17 protein-coding genes are annotated in these 16,592 nt (G+C 69.6%); 13 read left to right on the top strand and 4 right to left on the bottom strand.

Annotation, left to right across the window (positions count from 1 at the left end):
• Positions 1-29: 29 nt before the first annotated feature.
• Positions 30-1,028, top strand: coding sequence for a TAXI family TRAP transporter solute-binding subunit (locus tag SLUN_RS29320; RefSeq protein WP_108152979.1), 999 nt, complete (start codon positions 30-32; stop codon positions 1,026-1,028).
• A 17-nt stretch (positions 1,029-1,045) separates the two neighbouring features.
• Here SLUN_RS29320 and SLUN_RS29315 read toward each other — a convergent pair whose 3' ends face one another.
• Together SLUN_RS29315 and SLUN_RS29310 are read right to left on the bottom strand one after the other, a co-directional pair.
• The gene (locus SLUN_RS29315) at positions 1,046-2,437 is read right to left on the bottom strand and encodes a sensor histidine kinase (protein WP_108152978.1); all 1,392 of its coding nucleotides are present in this window, start codon (positions 2,435-2,437) and stop codon (positions 1,046-1,048) included.
• Between the two features lie 15 nt (positions 2,438-2,452).
• A complete protein-coding gene (locus SLUN_RS29310) occupies positions 2,453-3,160 on the bottom strand; it encodes a response regulator transcription factor (protein WP_108152977.1) in 708 nt (235 codons plus the stop codon).
• Between the two features lie 302 nt (positions 3,161-3,462).
• Between SLUN_RS29310 and SLUN_RS29305 the strand changes: the two genes are divergently transcribed.
• The 8 genes from SLUN_RS29305 (at position 3,463) to SLUN_RS29275 (ending at position 9,656) form a co-directional block, all read left to right on the top strand.
• Positions 3,463-4,248, top strand: coding sequence for an amino acid ABC transporter ATP-binding protein (locus SLUN_RS29305; protein ID WP_108152976.1), 786 nt, complete (start codon positions 3,463-3,465; stop codon positions 4,246-4,248).
• Between the two features lie 52 nt (positions 4,249-4,300).
• The gene (locus SLUN_RS29300; protein ID WP_108152975.1) at positions 4,301-5,131 is read left to right on the top strand and encodes a glutamate ABC transporter substrate-binding protein; all 831 of its coding nucleotides are present in this window, start codon (positions 4,301-4,303) and stop codon (positions 5,129-5,131) included.
• A gap of 74 nt (positions 5,132-5,205) precedes the next feature.
• The gene (locus tag SLUN_RS29295) at positions 5,206-5,874 is read left to right on the top strand and encodes an amino acid ABC transporter permease (protein ID WP_108152974.1); all 669 of its coding nucleotides are present in this window, start codon (positions 5,206-5,208) and stop codon (positions 5,872-5,874) included.
• On the top strand, positions 5,871-6,776 hold the full coding sequence (locus SLUN_RS29290; protein WP_108152973.1) for an amino acid ABC transporter permease: 906 nt from the start codon (positions 5,871-5,873) through the stop codon (positions 6,774-6,776). The genes SLUN_RS29295 and SLUN_RS29290 overlap by 4 nt, the downstream gene beginning before the upstream one ends.
• Before the next feature lie 176 nt (positions 6,777-6,952).
• The gene (locus SLUN_RS29285) at positions 6,953-8,548 is read left to right on the top strand and encodes an FAD-dependent monooxygenase (RefSeq protein ID WP_108152972.1); all 1,596 of its coding nucleotides are present in this window, start codon (positions 6,953-6,955) and stop codon (positions 8,546-8,548) included.
• A gap of 32 nt (positions 8,549-8,580) precedes the next feature.
• Complete coding sequence (locus tag SLUN_RS42435) at positions 8,581-8,667, top strand: putative leader peptide (RefSeq protein WP_319285218.1); 87 nt, start codon at positions 8,581-8,583, stop codon at positions 8,665-8,667.
• Positions 8,668-8,736: 69 nt separating this feature from the next.
• The gene (locus tag SLUN_RS29280; protein WP_108152971.1) at positions 8,737-9,273 is read left to right on the top strand and encodes a cupin domain-containing protein; all 537 of its coding nucleotides are present in this window, start codon (positions 8,737-8,739) and stop codon (positions 9,271-9,273) included.
• Positions 9,270-9,656: a rhodanese-like domain-containing protein gene (locus SLUN_RS29275; RefSeq protein WP_371413870.1), complete on the top strand. Its 387-nt coding sequence runs from the start codon at positions 9,270-9,272 to the stop codon at positions 9,654-9,656. The genes SLUN_RS29280 and SLUN_RS29275 overlap by 4 nt, the downstream gene beginning before the upstream one ends.
• A 146-nt stretch (positions 9,657-9,802) precedes the next feature.
• Here SLUN_RS29275 and recX read toward each other — a convergent pair whose 3' ends face one another.
• Together recX and recA are read right to left on the bottom strand one after the other, a co-directional pair.
• Positions 9,803-10,375, bottom strand: a complete 573-nt coding sequence (recX, locus tag SLUN_RS29265) for a recombination regulator RecX (RefSeq protein ID WP_108152969.1) — start codon at positions 10,373-10,375, stop codon at positions 9,803-9,805.
• 3 nt (positions 10,376-10,378) lie between these two features.
• Positions 10,379-11,509 (bottom strand): recombinase RecA, encoded by a 1,131-nt coding sequence (gene recA / locus SLUN_RS29260; protein WP_108152968.1) that lies wholly within the window; start codon positions 11,507-11,509, stop codon positions 10,379-10,381.
• A 441-nt stretch (positions 11,510-11,950) separates the two neighbouring features.
• On the opposite strand from recA, the gene SLUN_RS29255 reads away from it, so the two are divergent.
• The 4 genes from SLUN_RS29255 (at position 11,951) to SLUN_RS29240 (ending at position 16,531) form a co-directional block, all read left to right on the top strand.
• Entirely contained in the window at positions 11,951-13,153 is a 1,203-nt protein-coding gene (locus tag SLUN_RS29255; protein ID WP_108152967.1) for a sensor histidine kinase, read from the top strand.
• The gene (locus SLUN_RS29250; RefSeq protein ID WP_108152966.1) at positions 13,150-13,815 is read left to right on the top strand and encodes a response regulator; all 666 of its coding nucleotides are present in this window, start codon (positions 13,150-13,152) and stop codon (positions 13,813-13,815) included. The genes SLUN_RS29255 and SLUN_RS29250 overlap by 4 nt, the downstream gene beginning before the upstream one ends.
• A 140-nt stretch (positions 13,816-13,955) precedes the next feature.
• Positions 13,956-14,267, top strand: coding sequence for a hypothetical protein (locus tag SLUN_RS41575; RefSeq protein ID WP_108152965.1), 312 nt, complete (start codon positions 13,956-13,958; stop codon positions 14,265-14,267).
• Positions 14,268-14,383: 116 nt separating this feature from the next.
• Positions 14,384-16,531, top strand: coding sequence for an MMPL family transporter (locus SLUN_RS29240; protein ID WP_108152964.1), 2,148 nt, complete (start codon positions 14,384-14,386; stop codon positions 16,529-16,531).
• Positions 16,532-16,592: the final 61 nt, after the last annotated feature.

The following is a 16,592-nucleotide window of genomic DNA, read 5'->3' as shown; positions in this document are numbered from 1 at the left end:
CACACGGAGTGAGCTGGCAGGATCGCGCCATGCTCCCGGCCCTCTCCCGTCTCAGCCGCCGCCGTGCCCTGCAGGGGTCGGCCGCCGCCCTGGTGGTGTTCGGGCTGCTGCTGTGGTGGCTGCTGCCCTTCGGGAAGTCGTCGCCGAGCGGGACGCTCACCTTCAGTACGGGCGTCCAGAGCGGGGTCTATCAGCGGTACGGCGTGCTGCTGAAGCAGGCCCTCGCCCAAGATCTGCCGGACGTGGAGATCGATCTGCGGACCAGTGAGGGCTCGCAGCAGAACATCGCGCGGGTGGCGGCCGGCGAGGCCGACTTCACGATCGCGACCGCCGACGCGGTCGCCAAGTACAAGCGCGACCGCAAGCCGGGTGCCGACCGGCTGCGCGGCTGCGCCCGGCTGTACGACGACTACGTACAGCTCGTCGTCCCTCGCGACTCCCCCGTGAGGTCCGCCCGCGATCTTCGCGGCAAGCGGGTGGGGATCGGGCCTGAGGGGTCGGGTGTGCGGCTGATCGCCGAGCGGCTACTGAAGGCCTCGGGGATCGATCCGACGCGGGACATCACTCGGGTCCCGGCCGGGATCGACACCGTGCCGGGGCTGCTGGAGGCCGACGAGCTCGATGCCTTCTTCTGGTCGGGCGGGCTGCCCACCAGCACCATTCAGGACCTGTCCGAGCGCTTCCAGATCCGGCTGATCCCGCTCGAGGCCGATCTCGTCGACAAGCTGCACGCCACGGGCGACGCGACCAGCTACTACCGCTCGGCGGTGATGCCTGCCGACGCCTATCTGCAGGCGCAGAGCGGGGTGCCCGTACCGACGGTTGCGGTGGCGAATCTGCTGGTCACCACCGACCGGATGGATCCGGCGATGACCGAGGGCTTCACCCGTACGGTGATCAAGAGCCGGGACCGTATCGGCAACACGGTGCACCCGGCGCAGCTGGTCGATCTGCGGACCGCGGTCTACACCGATCCGCTGCCGCTGCACGAGGGAGCCCGGCGCTACTACCGCTCGGTCAAGCCGTAGCAGTCATACCGGAGCAGTCAGGCCGTCGGAGAGGTACGCGGGACGGTGACCGTCACCCGCAGCCCGCGCGGCTCGTGGTGCTCGTACGCGATCGAGCCGCCGCCGGCGGCCAGCAGCGCGCGCGAGATCGACAGGCCGAGACCCGAGCCCTTCACGTTCTGATGACGCCCGCTGCGCCAGAAGCGGTCACCGATACGGACCAGCTCCTCGTCGGTCAGGCCAGGACCACCGTCGGTGATCACGACCTTCGAGGTCGTGCCGTTGGAGGCGACCGAGACGATGACCTCCTCGCCCGGCGGTGTGAACTTCAGGGCGTTGTCGATCACCGCGTCCAGAGCGCTGGAGAGCGCCACCGGGTCGGCCCAGGCGGTGACCGCCGCACCCTGTTCGGTCAGCCGGACGCCCTTCTCCTCGGCGAGGGGACGCCAGGCCGCGACCCGCTCGGCGGCCAGTTCGCCGATGTCGGTGAGCTGGAGGTCCGCGGGGGCGTGCTCGGCCAGCGCGAGGTCCAGCAGGTCGTCGAGGACCTGGGCGAGGCGCTTGCCCTCGGTGCGGACCGAAGCGATCTCCTCGTTGCCCTCGGGAAGTTCGAGGGCGAGGAGCTCGATACGGAGCAGCAGTGCGGCGAGCGGGTTGCGCAGCTGGTGGGAGGCGTCGGCGACGAACGCCCGCTGCTGTTCCAGTACTTCTTCGACGTTGTCCGCCATCTCGTTGAACGAGCGGGCCAGGCGTCTGAGTTCCGGAGGTCCGCTCGCCGCCGCGACGCGCGAATTCATCTGCCCGGTCGCGATGCCGTGGGTGGCCGCGTCAAGGACCCGTACGGGCCGCAGTACCCAGCCCGTGAGGCGGAAGGCCGCACCGACGGCGACCAGCATCGCCACGCCCTCGCCGGCCGCGATCAGCAGCCAGCCCGTCAGGACGCGTGAACGCAGCTGACTGGTGGGCGAGTCGGTGAACACGACGGCGACGACGTCCCCGTCCCGCACGACGGGTGAGGCGACGACGAGCCGGCCGCCCTGCTGCCACGGCCAGACCTGCGGCGGGTCCTGGCTGCGCCGGCCCGAGAGTGCCTCCTGGAATGCCTCACGGCCCTCGCCGCTGCGCGGCACGGACCAGTTCTCCGGGGCGCGGGCGATGTCGTCGCCGTCGCGGGTGAAGACACCCGCCTTGATGCCGTACGTGTCGTGGTAGCGATCGAGCTGCTCCTGGAGCGTGGAGCGCCGCTCGTCCATTCCGGAGCTCTCGGTGACGAACTGGGCCAGCGCCGCGAAGCGCACCGTGTCGTCAATCCGGTCGACGACGACCCGCTGCTGCTGCGCGGCGGCGACGCTCACGGCGAGCGGGAAGCCGAGCGCGAGCAGCACGCCCGCCATGAGGACGATGAGCAGGGGGAGGAGTCGGGTACGCACCTGGGGTTACGGGCCTTACGCGCCGGCGGGGGCGACGAGCCGGTAGCCGACTCCGCGCACGGTCTCGATCAGGGCGGGCATCCGCAGCTTGGAGCGCAGGGACGCCACATGTACCTCGAGCGTGCGGCCGGTCCCTTCCCAGCTGGTCCGCCACACCTCGCTGATGATCTGCTCCCGGCGGAAGACGACCCCGGGCCGCTGGGCGAGCAGCGCGAGCAGATCGAACTCCTTGCGGGTCAGCTGCACCGCCTCGCCGTCGACGCTGACCCGGCGGGTGGAGAGCTCGATGATGACCGGGCCGAGCCGCAGGGCGTGCTCGGGGCCGGCCGCACCGGCCTCGTCACCGGGCGCGTTGCGCCGGCTGACGGCGTGGATACGGGCGAGCAGCTCACCCGTGTCGTACGGCTTGACGACATAGTCGTCGGCCCCGAGATTGAGCCCGTGAATCCGGGAGCGGACGTCGGCCCGCGCGGTCACCATGATCACAGGGGTCGAGGTGAGCTTCCTGATCTTGCCGCACACCTGGTAGCCGTCCTGGTCGGGCAGCCCCAGATCGAGAAGTACGACCCCGAAGGGCGGCTTGTCGGGGTGCTTGGCGGGCAGGACGGCCTGCAGCGCCTCCTCGCCGTTGCGAGCGTGCACGACATCGAAGCCGTGCTTGGCGAGCACGGCTGACAGGGCGGCGGCAACGTGGTCGTCGTCCTCGACCAGCAGCAGTCTCATGGCCCCCCTCCGGTCGTGCGGTCGTCTGTCCTGCGGTCGTCTGTCCTGCGGTCGTCTGGCGTACGTCTTGTGGTCGTCCGACGTACCCAGGGCATCAAGGCGGATGTCTGCCTGTCAGTCAAGGGGCTTCCCGTTACATGATGGTTTCCGTTACCCACCCGGTACGCCGACGAAGGCCCTGTTCACACATAGTGTCCGCTTGAGGCCGGATCGTTATGCTCAATTCTCCCTCAGATGTAATGACGCTGGTCGCACCACGTGAATAGGGTCCTCCCAACCGAGGAGGACGGAGCAAGAAGCCGATGAGCGGAGTGTCAGTGACCAAGGGCGCCGACGACGCCGTACCCGCAGCGGGCGACCTGGTCGTGCTGAGCAACGTGAACAAGCACTTCGGCGCGTTGCATGTACTCCAGGACATCGACCTGACGATCACCCGCGGCGAGGTCGTGGTGGTGATCGGACCGTCCGGGTCCGGAAAGTCCACGCTGTGCCGCGCCGTCAACCGTCTGGAGACGATCGACTCCGGCGACATCACGATCGACGGCAAGCCGTTGCCCCAGGAGGGCAAGGAGCTCGCCAGGCTCCGCGCCGATGTCGGCATGGTGTTCCAGTCGTTCAACCTCTTCGCGCACAAGACCGTGCTGGAGAACGTGACGCTGGGCCAGGTCAAGGTCCGCAAGATGGACAAGAAGGCTGCCACGGAGAAGGCGCGCGCCCTGCTCGACCGGGTGGGTGTCGCCGAGCAGGCCGATAAGTACCCGGCCCAGCTCTCTGGCGGCCAGCAGCAGCGCGTCGCGATCGCGCGGGCGCTGGCGATGGACCCCAAGGTCATGCTGTTCGACGAGCCGACGTCGGCCCTCGACCCCGAGATGATCAACGAGGTTCTCGAGGTCATGCAGCAGCTGGCGCGGGAGGGGATGACAATGGTGGTCGTCACACACGAGATGGGCTTCGCCCGCTCGGCCGCGAACCGGGTCGTGTTCATGGCGGACGGCAAGATCGTCGAAGAGGCCACACCCGAGGAGTTCTTCAGCAACCCGCGCAGCGACCGGGCCAAGGACTTCCTGTCGAAGATCCTTCACCACTGAGTCCTGGATCCCCCGATCCACATCACTTCGCGTCAACTCTAGGGAAGTCATCATGAAGCTTCACAAGGTCACAGCCGCCACGGCCACCGTGTTCGCGCTTGCCCTGACCGCCACCGCCTGCGGCTCGGACAGCGACAGCGGCTCGGGCGACGGGGGCGGCAAGAAGATCACGGTCGGCATCAAGTACGACCAGCCGGGCCTCGGCCTGAAGACGCCTGACGGCAAGTTCACCGGCTTCGACGTCGACGTGGCGAACTACGTCGCCAAGGAGCTCGGCTACGACAACGTCGAGTTCAAGGAGACGAAGAGCGCCGACCGCGAGACCGCGCTGGCCCGCGGCGACGTGGACTTCATCGCCGCCACGTACTCGATCAACGACGAGCGCAAGCAGAAGGTCGACTTCGCCGGCCCCTACCTGCTCGCCCACCAGGACCTGCTGATCCGGTCCGACGACAACGTCGCGAAGGGCGAGGACCTCAACGGCAAGAAGCTCTGCTCCGTCACCGGCTCCACGTCCGCCCAGAACGTGAAGAAGGACTTCGCGCCGAACGCCCAGCTGCAGCAGGTCGGCACGTACTCGGAGTGCATGGCTGCCCTCCAGAGCGGCGCTGTCGACGCGGTGACCACGGACGACTCGATCCTCGCCGGCTTCGCGGCGCAGGAGCAGTACAAGGGCAAGTTCAAGCTCGCCGGTCTGAAGCTCAGCAACGAGAACTACGGCATCGGCGTCAAGAAGGGCGACCAGGCGATGGTCGACAAGATCAACGCCGCCCTCGAGAAGATGGTCAAGGACAAGGCCTGGAACAAGGCCGTGACGGACAACTTCGGTCCGGCCAACTACAAGAACGAGCCCGCCCCGAAGATCGGCAACATCGTCAAGTGAAGCAGGGCTGAGACGGCACGCCGCCACTGATGGCGGCGTGCCGCGCCCTCCTACACGCGGAAGCGCGGGAGACAGTGTTCGACTTTCTTGAAGGTTACGACTTGCTCGGGGCGTTCTGGGTGACGGTGCAACTCACCGTCCTCTCCGGAATCGGCTCCCTGGTACTGGGAACCGTCCTTGCCGCGATGCGCGTGAGCCCGGTGCCCCTGATGCGTGCGTTCGGCACGGTCTATGTGAACGTAGTCCGGAACATCCCGCTCACCGTGATCATCGTCTTCTCCTCGCTCGGTCTCGCCGATGTCTTCGGCATGACGCTGGGCGCGGCCGACGACTTCGACGCCAAGTACTTCCGGCTGGCTGTCTTCGGGCTCGCGGCCTACACCGCGGCGTTCGTCTGCGAGGCCGTGCGGTCAGGCATCAACACGGTGCCGGTCGGTCAGGCGGAGGCGGCGCGGGCCATCGGCCTGAGCTTCACCCAGGTGCTAACGACTGTCGTTCTTCCGCAGGCGTTCCGCTCGGTCGTCGGTCCGCTCACCAATGTGCTGATCGCCCTGACCAAGAACACCACGGTCGCTGCGGCCATCGGTGTGGCGGAGGCGGCTCTGCTCATGAAGGAGATGATCGAGAACGAAGCGCAGCTGGTGCTCATCTCGGCGGTCTTCGCCTTCGGTTTCGTGGTTCTGACTCTCCCCACCGGTCTCCTCCTCGGCTGGGTCGGCAAGCGTGTGGCGGTGAAGCGATGACCTCGGTCCTCTACGACGCTCCTGGCCCCCGCGCCAAGCGCCGCAATATCGTCTACACCGTCGGATTCCTCGCGCTGCTTGCGCTGGGGATCTGGTGGGTCATCAGCGTGATGTCGGACGAGGGACAGCTCGATTGGTCCCTGTGGAAGCCGTTCACCGAGGCACCGGCCTGGACGACCTATCTGCTGCCCGGTCTCGCCAATACGTTGAAGGCTGCGGCCCTCGCGATGGTCATCGCACTGCCCCTGGGCGCGATCTTCGGCATCGCCCGGTTGTCCGACCACCGCTGGGTCAGAGGCCCGGCCTCGGTCGTCGTGGAGTTCTTCCGCGCGATTCCGGTCCTCCTTCTGATGCTGTTCGCGAACCAGCTCTACGCCAACTCCGGCAGCATCAGCAGTGACGTCCGTCCGCTGTACGCCGTGGTCACCGGCCTCGTCCTGTACAACGCCTCTGTGCTGGCGGAGATCGTTCGGGCGGGCATCCTGTCGCTGCCCAAGGGCCAGACGGAGGCGGCCAAGGCGATCGGTCTGCGCAAGGGTCAGACGATGACCAGCATCCTGCTGCCGCAGTCTGTGACCGCGATGCTGCCGGCGCTGGTCAGCCAGCTCGTCGTCATCGTCAAGGACACCGCGCTCGGCGGGGCGGTGCTGGCCTTCACCGAGCTGCTGAACGCTCGGGGCACGCTCGCCGCGAACTACGCGAACGTCATCCCCAGCTTCATCGTCGTCGCGGTGATCTACATCATCCTCAACCTGATGCTCACGACCTTCGCCTCGTGGCTGGAGCGCAGGCTGCGCCGCGCGAAGAAGAGCACAGGCGCGGTGCTCAGCGCCGACCTGGCCGGTGCCGAGGAGCCCGTCGCCGAGCCCGGAGTCAAGAAGGATGACGGCCGAGCCGTCTGACGGTTCATCGGATGTTGGACCAGTGAGGGGCGGTGGCCGTGAGGCCACCGCCCCTCGCCGCGTCCCGGTGACAGCTTGACGCGGACACTCGCAGTGAGTTGCATACGTTCTGTGATCGCGCACCGGGCTTCCTCCGCACTTCTCCGCACCACTCTTCGCGCCCGAGGAGTCACCTCGTGGACCCGGTGATCGTGGTCGGCGCAGGCCCGGTCGGCCTCGCCCTCTCTCTCGCCCTGGCCGCCCAGGGAGTCCCCTCCGTCGTACTCGACGAAGGTCGGGGCAAGGACGAGCCGCGCCCCGCCCGTACTGTCGTACTGCGGCCCGACACGGCCGCCATGGTGGAACGGCTCGGCTGCGCCACTGTCCGTGACGAAGGAGCCCGCTGGGCCGGCTGGCGCTCGATGCGTCGGAAGCAGGACGTACGACAGCTCATCCTGGGCGACGCCGGCGCCCCCGCTCCCCTGCACATCCCCCAGGACGCCCTCACGCGCGGACTCCGTAACGCCGTCGCCGGGCAGCCGCTGGTCCGGATCGTCACCGACAGTCGCCTCGACTCGCTGGAGCAGGACGCCGGCGGGATCAGCGTGCACACCCGCGGAACCGGGGCGACCTGGTGGCGCGGCAGCTACCTGGTCGGCTGCGACGGCGCACGGTCCACCGTCCGCAAGCTCCTCGGCATCCGCTTCCCCGGGCGTACGGCGGTGGAGCGGCACGCCGTCGCCGCGCTGCGAACCGAACTCCCCTGGCCCGACGAGGCGTTACTGCACCGGCAGCCGCCGTGGCGCACCGGCGGCGACGAAGTGACGGCCCGTCCCCTGCCGGAGGGCGTCTGGCGGCTGGACTGGCTGCTGCCGCCGCGCGGTGAACTGGTCACCCCCGACGCTCTGGTCGCCCGGGTGCGGGACACGCTGGCCGGCTGGTGCGGTGGGACACCTCCGTACGAGCTCATCGACACCGGCGTCTACACACTGCACCACCGGCTCGCGCGGCGCTGGCGTGTGGACCGTGCGTTCCTCGCGGGCGACGCCGCCCATCTGCTCGGCGCGCTCGGCACCCAGGGGCTCGACGAAGGGCTGCGGGACGCCGACAACCTGGCGTGGAAGCTCGCGCACACCTGGCACCACGGAGTTTCCGAGCCGCTGCTCGACAGCTATCAGGCGGAGCGGCGGGCCGCCGTCGCCGCGCGGCTGCGCGCCGCCGACCAGTCGCTGCCGATACTGCGCGGTGCCGGCGCGCTGCGTACGTATCTGCCGGGCGCAGCGCGGGGGCACGACATCCTGCTCACCGACGGCCATCTGGGGCACGGCCCGCTGGGCGCGCCCCCCGTCTACACGCACTCCCCCCTCGCACCCGAATACGCCCCTTCCCAGACACTCGTCGGCACGGAGGCAGGCGCTCCGGTCGCGGATGTGCGGGTGACCGTGCCCGACGGAACCAGCGCACGGCTGCGCGACAGGCTGGGGCAGGGACGGCTGCTGGTGATGCTGGTCGCGCCCGGCACCGGGGTGTGGGACCGGCGGCACTGGGTGAGCGCGGGCGTGATGCCGCGGCTGGCGGCGGCCGTCACCGCACTGCCGGTACGGGCCGAGCTTCTGGTGACGGAGAGCTACCCGGGTGCCACGGCTCACACGGTGCTGCTGGTGCGGCCGGACGGGCATCTGGTCGCGTCGTTCACGGGTGTACGGCCCGCCGAGCTGTACTCGGCGGCGGACGCGGCGCGCGGCGGGTCTCCCTCAGCGGTCCGCAGTGACCGCACTGCGGACATCAATTGACCCTCGAGGGCCCACATGGTGTACTCCGGAGCGTGACCGACACCAATGTGCGCCTGTGGCGGAGGGTCCATATGGACCTCGTCCGCTATGCGGGCTGCGTGTGTCGACCGTCCTGCTGAATTCGCCTTCTCTCGCGCTGTGGCCCGGTGTGCCCGCGCACCCTCCCGCGAACTTCCAGGACGGTATCCGTGTCCCAGCCCCTCCCCACCCCTGTCGCCACGCATGGCTCGAGTGCTCCGACGGTCGCCGAGCTGCTCGACTTCGTGCGGCGCTCCGCCGCCGACGAGGACCTCATCGCCTCACTCCCACTCGATCCCGAGGGCCGTACGTGGGTACACCTCGAGGGTCCGGGCGGCAGTGAGGCCTGGCTGATCGCCTGGCCACCCGGCACAGGCACCGGCTGGCACGACCACGCCGAGTCGATCGGCGCGTTTGCCACGGCCTCGGGTGAGTTGAAGGAGAACTCACTCGCCGTGCGACTCCCAGCGAGCGGGTGGCGGACCCTGGAGCTGAACGAAGGCGTCGACCGCGAGCGGCGGCTCGGGGCGGGCCAGGGCCGGGCCTTCGGCACGCACCATGTGCACGAGGTGCTGAACGAGTCGCCCGCCGAGCACGCCGTATCGGTGCACGCCTACTATCCGCCGCTGCCGCTGATCCGGCGCTTCAGCCGGTCCGGCGCGGTGCTCCGCCTTGAGCAGGTCGAGCGTCCGGCGGACTGGCAGTGAGCGAGCGCGTAGGGATCGACGAGCTACTGGAGCGCGTACGGCAGGACCTGGACCGCGTCGAGCCGAAGGACGCCTTCGAGGCGGCCGCGGACGGGGCGCTGCTGGTGGACATCCGGTACGCGGCGCTGCGCGAGCGTGACGGGGTGATCCCCGGTGCGCTGGTCGTGGAGCGCAATGAACTGGAGTGGCGGCTGGATCCGCAGGGCAGCCACCGTGCGCCGGAGGCCGTCAGTCACGATCTGCGGGTCGTGGTGGTCTGCAACGAGGGGTACGCGTCGTCTCTGGCGGCCGTGTCCCTGCGGCAGTTGGGACTGCACCGCGCGACCGACCTCGTCGGGGGCTTCCAGGCGTGGAAGTCCGCGGGGCTGCCGGTCACGCGGTAGGGCCTGCCTTCAAAGGCGTCGGCCCATGCGTCGTCGGCACCACCGCTCTCCCGCTGGAGCCACTCGAAGAGCTCGAGATCTGCGGCGTAGGCGTGGTGGTTCAACTCGTCGCGTCAGAAGGCCCCACGAGAAGGCGCCCCCCGTCGTCAGAAGACCCCGCCCTCGTCGAGGTCCTCCGTGTCCTCGCCCTCTTCCTCCAGGGCGCGCTTGACCACCCTCAGGGCCATGCCCTCGGGGTACCCCTTGCGGGCCAGCATGCCCGCCAAGCGGCGCAGGCGGCGGTCGCGGTCGAGACCCCGGGTGGAGGGGAGTCTGCGGGCGACCAGCTCGCGGGCGGTCTCCTCCTCCTGCTCGGAGTCGAGCTGCCCGACCGCCTCGTCGATCAGCGCGGAGTCCACGCCCTTGGTGCGCAGTTCCCGCGCGAGGGCCCGCCGGGCGAGGCCCCGGCCGTGGTGCCGGGACTCCACCCATGCGTCCGCGAAGGCCGCGTCGTTGATCAGCCCCACGTCCTCGAAGCGGCAGAGGACCTCCTCGGCCACCTCCAAGGGGATCTCACGCTTGTGCAGCGCGTCCGCGAGCTGCTTGCGGGTGCGCGGGGTCCCGGTGAGCAGGCGCAGACAGATCGCCCGCGCCCGCTCCGCCGGGTCCTGGGGCGACAGCTCCTTCTCGGCCCTCGACGAGTCGGCGCTGTCGCCCGGCCATTCGGTTCGCCGGGCCACGCGCTACCCCTTGGCCGCCGCCGTCTTGGCCGACTTGGCTTTGGAGGCGGGCGCGGGCACCGACTTCGTGCCGTCCTCGGCCGGAGCCGCCGCCGCACCGGCTGCGTCCGCACCCGGCTCTGCCGCCAGGGCCTCCGGCTTCACGCCGACGCCGAGCTTCTCCAGGATCTTCTTCTCGATCTCATTGGCGAGATCGGGGTTGTCCTTCAGGAAGTTACGGGCGTTCTCCTTGCCCTGGCCGAGCTGGTCGCCCTCGTACGTGTACCAGGCGCCGGCCTTGCGTACGAAGCCGTTCTCCACGCCCATGTCGATCAGACCGCCCTCGCGGCTGATGCCCTGGCCATAGAGGATGTCGAACTCGGCCTGCTTGAAGGGCGGCGCGCACTTGTTCTTGACGACCTTGACGCGGGTGCGGTTGCCGACCGCGTCCGTGCCGTCCTTGAGGGTCTCGATACGGCGGATGTCGAGCCGCACCGAGGCGTAGAACTTCAGCGCCCGGCCACCGGTCGTGGTCTCCGGCGAGCCGAACATCACGCCGATCTTCTCGCGGAGCTGGTTGATGAAGATCGCGGTGGTCTTGGACTGGTTCAGCGCGCTGGTGATCTTCCGGAGCGCCTGGCTCATCAGTCGCGCCTGCAGACCGACGTGCGAGTCGCCCATCTCGCCCTCGATCTCCGCGCGCGGCACCAGGGCCGCCACGGAGTCGATGACGATCAGATCGAGGGCGCCTGAGCGGATGAGCATGTCGACGATCTCGAGCGCCTGCTCACCGTTGTCCGGCTGGGACAGGATGAGGTTGTCGATGTCGACGCCGAGCTTCTTCGCATACTCGGGGTCGAGGGCGTGCTCGGCGTCGATGAAGGCCACCTGGCCGCCGAGCCGCTGCGCATTGGCCACCGCGTGCAGCGTGAGGGTCGTCTTGCCGGAGGACTCCGGTCCGTACACCTCCACCACACGGCCGCGCGGCAGGCCGCCGACGCCGAGCGCGACGTCGAGCGCGGTCGACCCGGTGGGGATGACCTCGATGGGCTCGTTCGGCCGTTCGCCCAGGCGCATCACAGCGCCCTTGCCGAACTGCCGTTCAATCTGTGCGAGCGCGGCGTCGAGCGCCTTCTCGCGGTCGGTTCCTGCCATGGGTTCCACCCGATTTGCTTGAGTCGATCGCTTCACGTCAAAGACGCTATCCCCTGCCACTGACAACGGGCGCCGACGCCCCTTCCAGCCTGTGGATAACTCTCGGAAACCGAGGGCCGGAATTCCATAAGAATGGATGTTCGATTTTAGTGTCAAGCGCACCACGCGGCACTCCGGTCAGAGGCCGCCGCGGCCCCGCCGGCCAGGCTGCCGCCCGTCAGGTCGAGGCCGTCCCCACGAGCGGCGCGGCCTCGACCGCGGCCGGGATCCTGCGGCGATGTTCCGGTCCTGCGGCCGAGAGGGGCACGCCACCGGCGAGAGGGGCAACACCACCGACGTCAACGCCTTCCTCGACGCCGGCAAGGGCGCCTTGGGGCGCGTAAGGGCGAGCCCGCCAACTGAGGCGCCAGGCACGCCCGTCCCCCGCCTATCCTTCGTGGCATGGTCATCCCCTACCGCGCCCCGGGCGGCCGCCTGTCCGCGCGTACGACCGACGCCATCGTGACCCTGCTGGTCACCGCCGTCGTGGTCGTCTGGACGCTGGTCGTGATGCAGTACGAGAGCGAGCCGCCGGCCCGCACAGTCATCGGCTGGGCCCTGATCGCGGTGGGCTGCGGCACGCTCTACTACCGTCGCCGGTGGCCCGTCGCCGTCGCCGTCGTCACCCTGCTGGCCTGCGCGGCCTACTACCCGCTGAGCACCTTCGACGGCCCGCTGATGATCACCTTCGCGCTCGCGCTCTACAGCGTCGCCGCCGAAGGCCGTTTCACCGCCGCCATCGCCCTGGCGGCCATCACCCTCCTCGCCGTCGGCTTCGCCGAGAGCCGGCAGAGCCCTGGCCACCGTCAGATCGACGACACCTCCCTGGTGATGCTCGCCGGCTGGCTGATCAGCCTTGTCGCCGTGGGCCGCGCCCAGCGCACCCGTATCGCCTATCTCCACGAGGTCGAGCTGCGCGCCATCGCCGCCGAGCGTGAGCAGGAGGCGCGGGCCCGGCAGAGCGCCACCGAGGAGCGGCTGCGGATCGCGCGGGAGTTGCACGACGTACTCGGCCACAGCATTTCGCTGATCAACGTCCAGTCCAGCGCCGTACTGCACAAGTTGAGCAAGCAGCCGGAGCCCGCGGACGCGCTGACGGCCGCCGAGGCTGCCCTGGAGGCGGTCAAGGCCACCAGCAAGGACGCTCTGCGCGAGCTGCGTTCCACCCTCGGCGTACTTCGCCAGGCCGACGAGGCCGCACCGACCGCCCCCGTCTCGGGACTCGACCGCCTCGGCGAGCTGGTCGAGCGGGCCCGCGCGACGGGTATCGAGGTCCGTACGGACACCGAGGGCACACCGCGTCCGCTGCCGCCGCCGGTCGACCTCGCCGCCTACCGCATCGTCCAGGAGTCGCTGACCAATGTCGCCCGGCACTCGCGCGCGAGCAGCGCCCTGGTCACCATCGCCTACACCGACGAGGACGTCCGGGTGCGGATCGACGACGACGGACAGGGCACGGACGACGAGCAGTCGCAGGGCAGCGGCATCATCGGGATGGCCGAACGCGCCAAAGCCTTCGGCGGCGAACTGACCGCACGCAACACGGCGGACGGCTTCCGGGTCAGCGCCCGGCTGCCGCTGAGGCCGCTTAAGGGGACCGAATGATTCGCGTGGTGCTCGCCGACGACCAGACACTCGTACGCGCCGGCTTCCGCTCCATCCTCACCGACGAGTCCGATATCGAGGTGGTGGGCGAGGCCGCCGACGGCGAGCAGGCCATCGCCCTCGCACGCGAACTGCGCCCGGACGTCGTGCTGATGGACATCCGGATGCCCGGCCTCGACGGTCTGGAGGCCACCCGCCGTATCCTCGCAGACCCTCGGCTCGAAGCCGTACGGGTGATCATCCTCACCACCTTCGACGTCGACGACTATGTGTACGGCGCGCTGCGCGCGGGCGCCTCCGGGTTCCTCGTCAAGGACACCGAGCCGATGGAACTGCTGCACGGCGTACGGGTGGTGGCGCGCGGCGACGCCCTGATCGCGCCCGCCGTCACCCGCCGTCTGATCGCCGAGTTCGCGGGCCGCAGCAAGCAGCCCGACCCCAGCCCCCGGCTGAACGCCCTCACCGAGCGGGAGCGCGAGGTGATGGGCCTGGTCGGCGCGGGTCTGTCCAATGACGAGATCGCGCAGCGCCTCGTACTGGCTCCCGCCACCGCGAAGACCCATGTCAGCCGGATCATGACGAAGCTGAATGTCAGAGACCGGGCGCAGCTGGTGATCCTGGCGTACGAATCCGGGATGATCACCCCGGGCTGGATGGCCTAGGGTCTTTCGTCCGGAACAGGCCGGACAGGACTCAGCAACTTCCGTAGTACGCCGACAGGAGCGCCCGCAACTCCTGGGGTACGCCGATTGTCCTCCCCGGGCCGACGACCCGCCCAGAGCCGTACGCCGACTCTGACAGCGTGACCCAGGAGACGCTCGACCTCGCACGGCTGCAGTTCGCCCTCACGGCGGACGGCCACTTCCTCTGCGTCGCCCTCACCCTGGGGCTCGCGACCGTCGTCGCCACCGGTACGCCGGGTTCCGCCGCTTCGGGACCGGTCGCCGTCCTCACCACGTTCGCGCTCATGGCGCTGTTCGCCATGCACGGGCTCGCGTTCGCGGTCGTACGGCTGACGGGCGCTCCCTTCGAGCGGGCCCGGCTGCCGGTGGGGCGCACCGGCCCCTGGCAGGCCGCCAGGCGTGGATGTGGGACGCCTTCCGGCACCGCGTGACCCGCCCTTCCTGCCTCTGACGCACTGCCAGAACACCGCCGACGCACCTCGGACGCACCCCGGATCTCTCAAGCCTCCGACACCCCTCAGAGCGACCTCCCTCAAGGAGAACCACGATGAACACCGCGACGCGCAATGCGACGCCCACCACGACGCGCACCAGCGTCTTCGAACGGCTCGCCGCCTTCTCGTACACCCACCGATGGCGGGCGCTGATCCTTTGGGTCGTAGTCCTGGTCGGGATCACGGGCGCCTCCGTGGCCGCGGGCAACGCGTACCACAACGACTTCTCGCTGCCCGGTACGGATTCCCAGCAGGCCCAGTCCGTACTGGAGGAGCACGGCTCGGCGCAGGCCGACGCCGCCGTGCAGATCGTGGTCAGGGCCACGGACGGCATCCGGGACGGCGCGGTGGAGGGGCGCGTCGGCACGATGCTGGAGAAGGTGGCCGGGCTGCCGAGCGTCACCGACGTACGCAGTCCGTACGAGGACGCGGCCGCCGTATCCAAGGACGGCACGGTCGGCTACGCCACCGTCACCCTCGACGGCGAGGCCCAGAACGTGCCCAAGGAGGACGTACGGAAGATCATCGACACCGCCGCGTCCATCGAGGGCGAAGGAGTCGAGGCAGCGGTTGGCGGTGACGCGGCACGCGGCGCCGAGGAGGCGGAGGGCGGCGCGGCCGAGGGCGCGGGCATTCTCGGCGCGCTGGTGATTCTGGTCTTCCTCTTCGGGTCGCTGGTCGCCGCAAGCCTGCCGGTGGTCACCGCGCTGTTCGCGGTGGGCAGTTCGATCGGTCTGATCGCGCTCGCCTCGCAGTTCGCGGACGTCGCCGACTTCACCCCGCCGATCATGATGCTGGTCGGTCTCGGCGTCGGCATCGACTACGCCCTGCTGATCTTCTCGCGGTACCGGGGCGAGCTGCTCAAGGGTGCCGAGCCCGAGCGTGCCACGCGCACCGCGCTGGACGCGGCGGGCCGTACGGTCTTCTTCGCCGGCTGCACCGTGATCATCGCGCTGATGGGTCTGGTCGCCCTGGGTCTCGGCTCGCTCCAGGGCGTGGCACTGGCGGTCGCACTGACCGTGCTGGTCACGATGGCCGCCTCGCTGACCCTGCTCCCGGCCCTGCTCGGCATCTTCGGTGGGCGCATCCAGCGGCAGGTCGCCAAGCGCGCCGCGAAGGCCCAGAGAGTCGAGGGGGCCGGCTGGCGACGCTGGGCGACGGGTGTGCAGCGGCGGCCCTGGGCGGCGCTCGTCGTGTCGCTGGTGGCCCTGGGCGCGCTGGCCGCGCCCGCGCTCGACATGCGGCTCGGCTTCGCGGACGCGGGCAACGACGCGGAGTCCAAGTCCAGCCGCCAGGCGTACGACATGCTGGCGGAAGGCTTCGGTCCGGGCTTCAACGGTCCGCTGATCGTGGTCGCCGACGGCGGCGGCACGAACGCCGCGGACCAGGTGCGGCTGGCCCTTGAGGAGACGACCGGCATCGCGGCGGCCACCGGGCCCATCCCGACGAAGGACGCGTCGGTGGCTACGGTCATCGCCTTCCCGGACTCCGCGCCTCAGGCGGAGGAAACTTCTCGACTTGTCGACCGGCTGCGCGACGACGTACTCCCGCCGCTGGAGAAGTCCACGGGCGTGGAGCTGCTGGTCGGCGGGCCCACGGCGGCCACCGAGGACTACGCGTCCACGGTCTCCGACCGGATGCCGCTCTTCGTCGCGATCGTCGTCGGGCTGTCAGCGCTGCTGCTGCTCGCGGTGTTCCGGTCGGTTCTGATCCCGCTGAAGGCCGCGCTCCTCAACCTGGTGTCGATCGGAGCGGCGCTCGGCGCGATCACGCTGGTCTTCCAGGAGGGCTGGTTCGGGGTCGAGCCCGGTCCGATCGAGGCCTTCATCCCGGTGATGATCTTCGCGATCGTCTTCGGGCTCTCGATGGACTACGAGGTCTTCCTGCTCTCGCGCATCCATGAGGAGTGGGAGCACACGAAGGACCCGCAGGGTGCGGTCCGTGAGGGGCTTGCGGCGACGGGCAAGGTCATCACGGCGGCTGCGGCGATCATGATCGTGGTGTTCTCGGCATTCCTGCTCAGCCCGGACCGGATGCTGCAGCAGTTCGGTCTGGGGCTGGCCGTGGCGATCCTGCTGGACGCGGTGGTCATCCGCTGTCTGATCGTGCCGGCGGTGATGCAGCTGCTGGGGCGGAGTGCGTGGTGGCTGCCGGCGTGGCTGCGCAGGGCGCTGCCGAAGGTGGAGCTGGAGCGCCACTGAGGCCGAAAGGCCTGTCGTAGGCCTCCGGGCAGGAAGCCCCAGGGCCGGATGTCTCAAGGCC

Origin of the sequence: Streptomyces lunaelactis (assembly GCF_003054555.1) — a bacterium.
Classification (GTDB): domain Bacteria; phylum Actinomycetota; class Actinomycetes; order Streptomycetales; family Streptomycetaceae; genus Streptomyces; species Streptomyces lunaelactis.
The sequence above is the reverse complement of the archived record's forward strand: the minus strand, read 5'-3'. Positions and strand labels throughout refer to the sequence as shown.

Excerpts from the sequence above, each read along its gene's own strand:
- SLUN_RS29255 (WP_108152967.1), top strand. The coding sequence starts at position 11,951 with ATGGTCATCCCCTACCGCGCCCCGGGCGGCCGCCTGTCCGCGCGTACG.
- SLUN_RS29310 (WP_108152977.1), bottom strand. The coding sequence starts at position 3,160 with ATGAGACTGCTGCTGGTCGAGGACGACGACCACGTTGCCGCCGCCCTG.
- SLUN_RS29290 (WP_108152973.1), top strand. The coding sequence starts at position 5,871 with ATGACCTCGGTCCTCTACGACGCTCCTGGCCCCCGCGCCAAGCGCCGC.
- SLUN_RS29300 (WP_108152975.1), top strand. The coding sequence starts at position 4,301 with ATGAAGCTTCACAAGGTCACAGCCGCCACGGCCACCGTGTTCGCGCTT.
- SLUN_RS29320 (WP_108152979.1), top strand. The coding sequence starts at position 30 with ATGCTCCCGGCCCTCTCCCGTCTCAGCCGCCGCCGTGCCCTGCAGGGG.
- SLUN_RS29240 (WP_108152964.1), top strand. The coding sequence starts at position 14,384 with ATGAACACCGCGACGCGCAATGCGACGCCCACCACGACGCGCACCAGC.
- SLUN_RS29250 (WP_108152966.1), top strand. The coding sequence starts at position 13,150 with ATGATTCGCGTGGTGCTCGCCGACGACCAGACACTCGTACGCGCCGGC.
- recA (WP_108152968.1), bottom strand. The coding sequence starts at position 11,509 with ATGGCAGGAACCGACCGCGAGAAGGCGCTCGACGCCGCGCTCGCACAG.
- SLUN_RS29305 (WP_108152976.1), top strand. The coding sequence starts at position 3,463 with ATGAGCGGAGTGTCAGTGACCAAGGGCGCCGACGACGCCGTACCCGCA.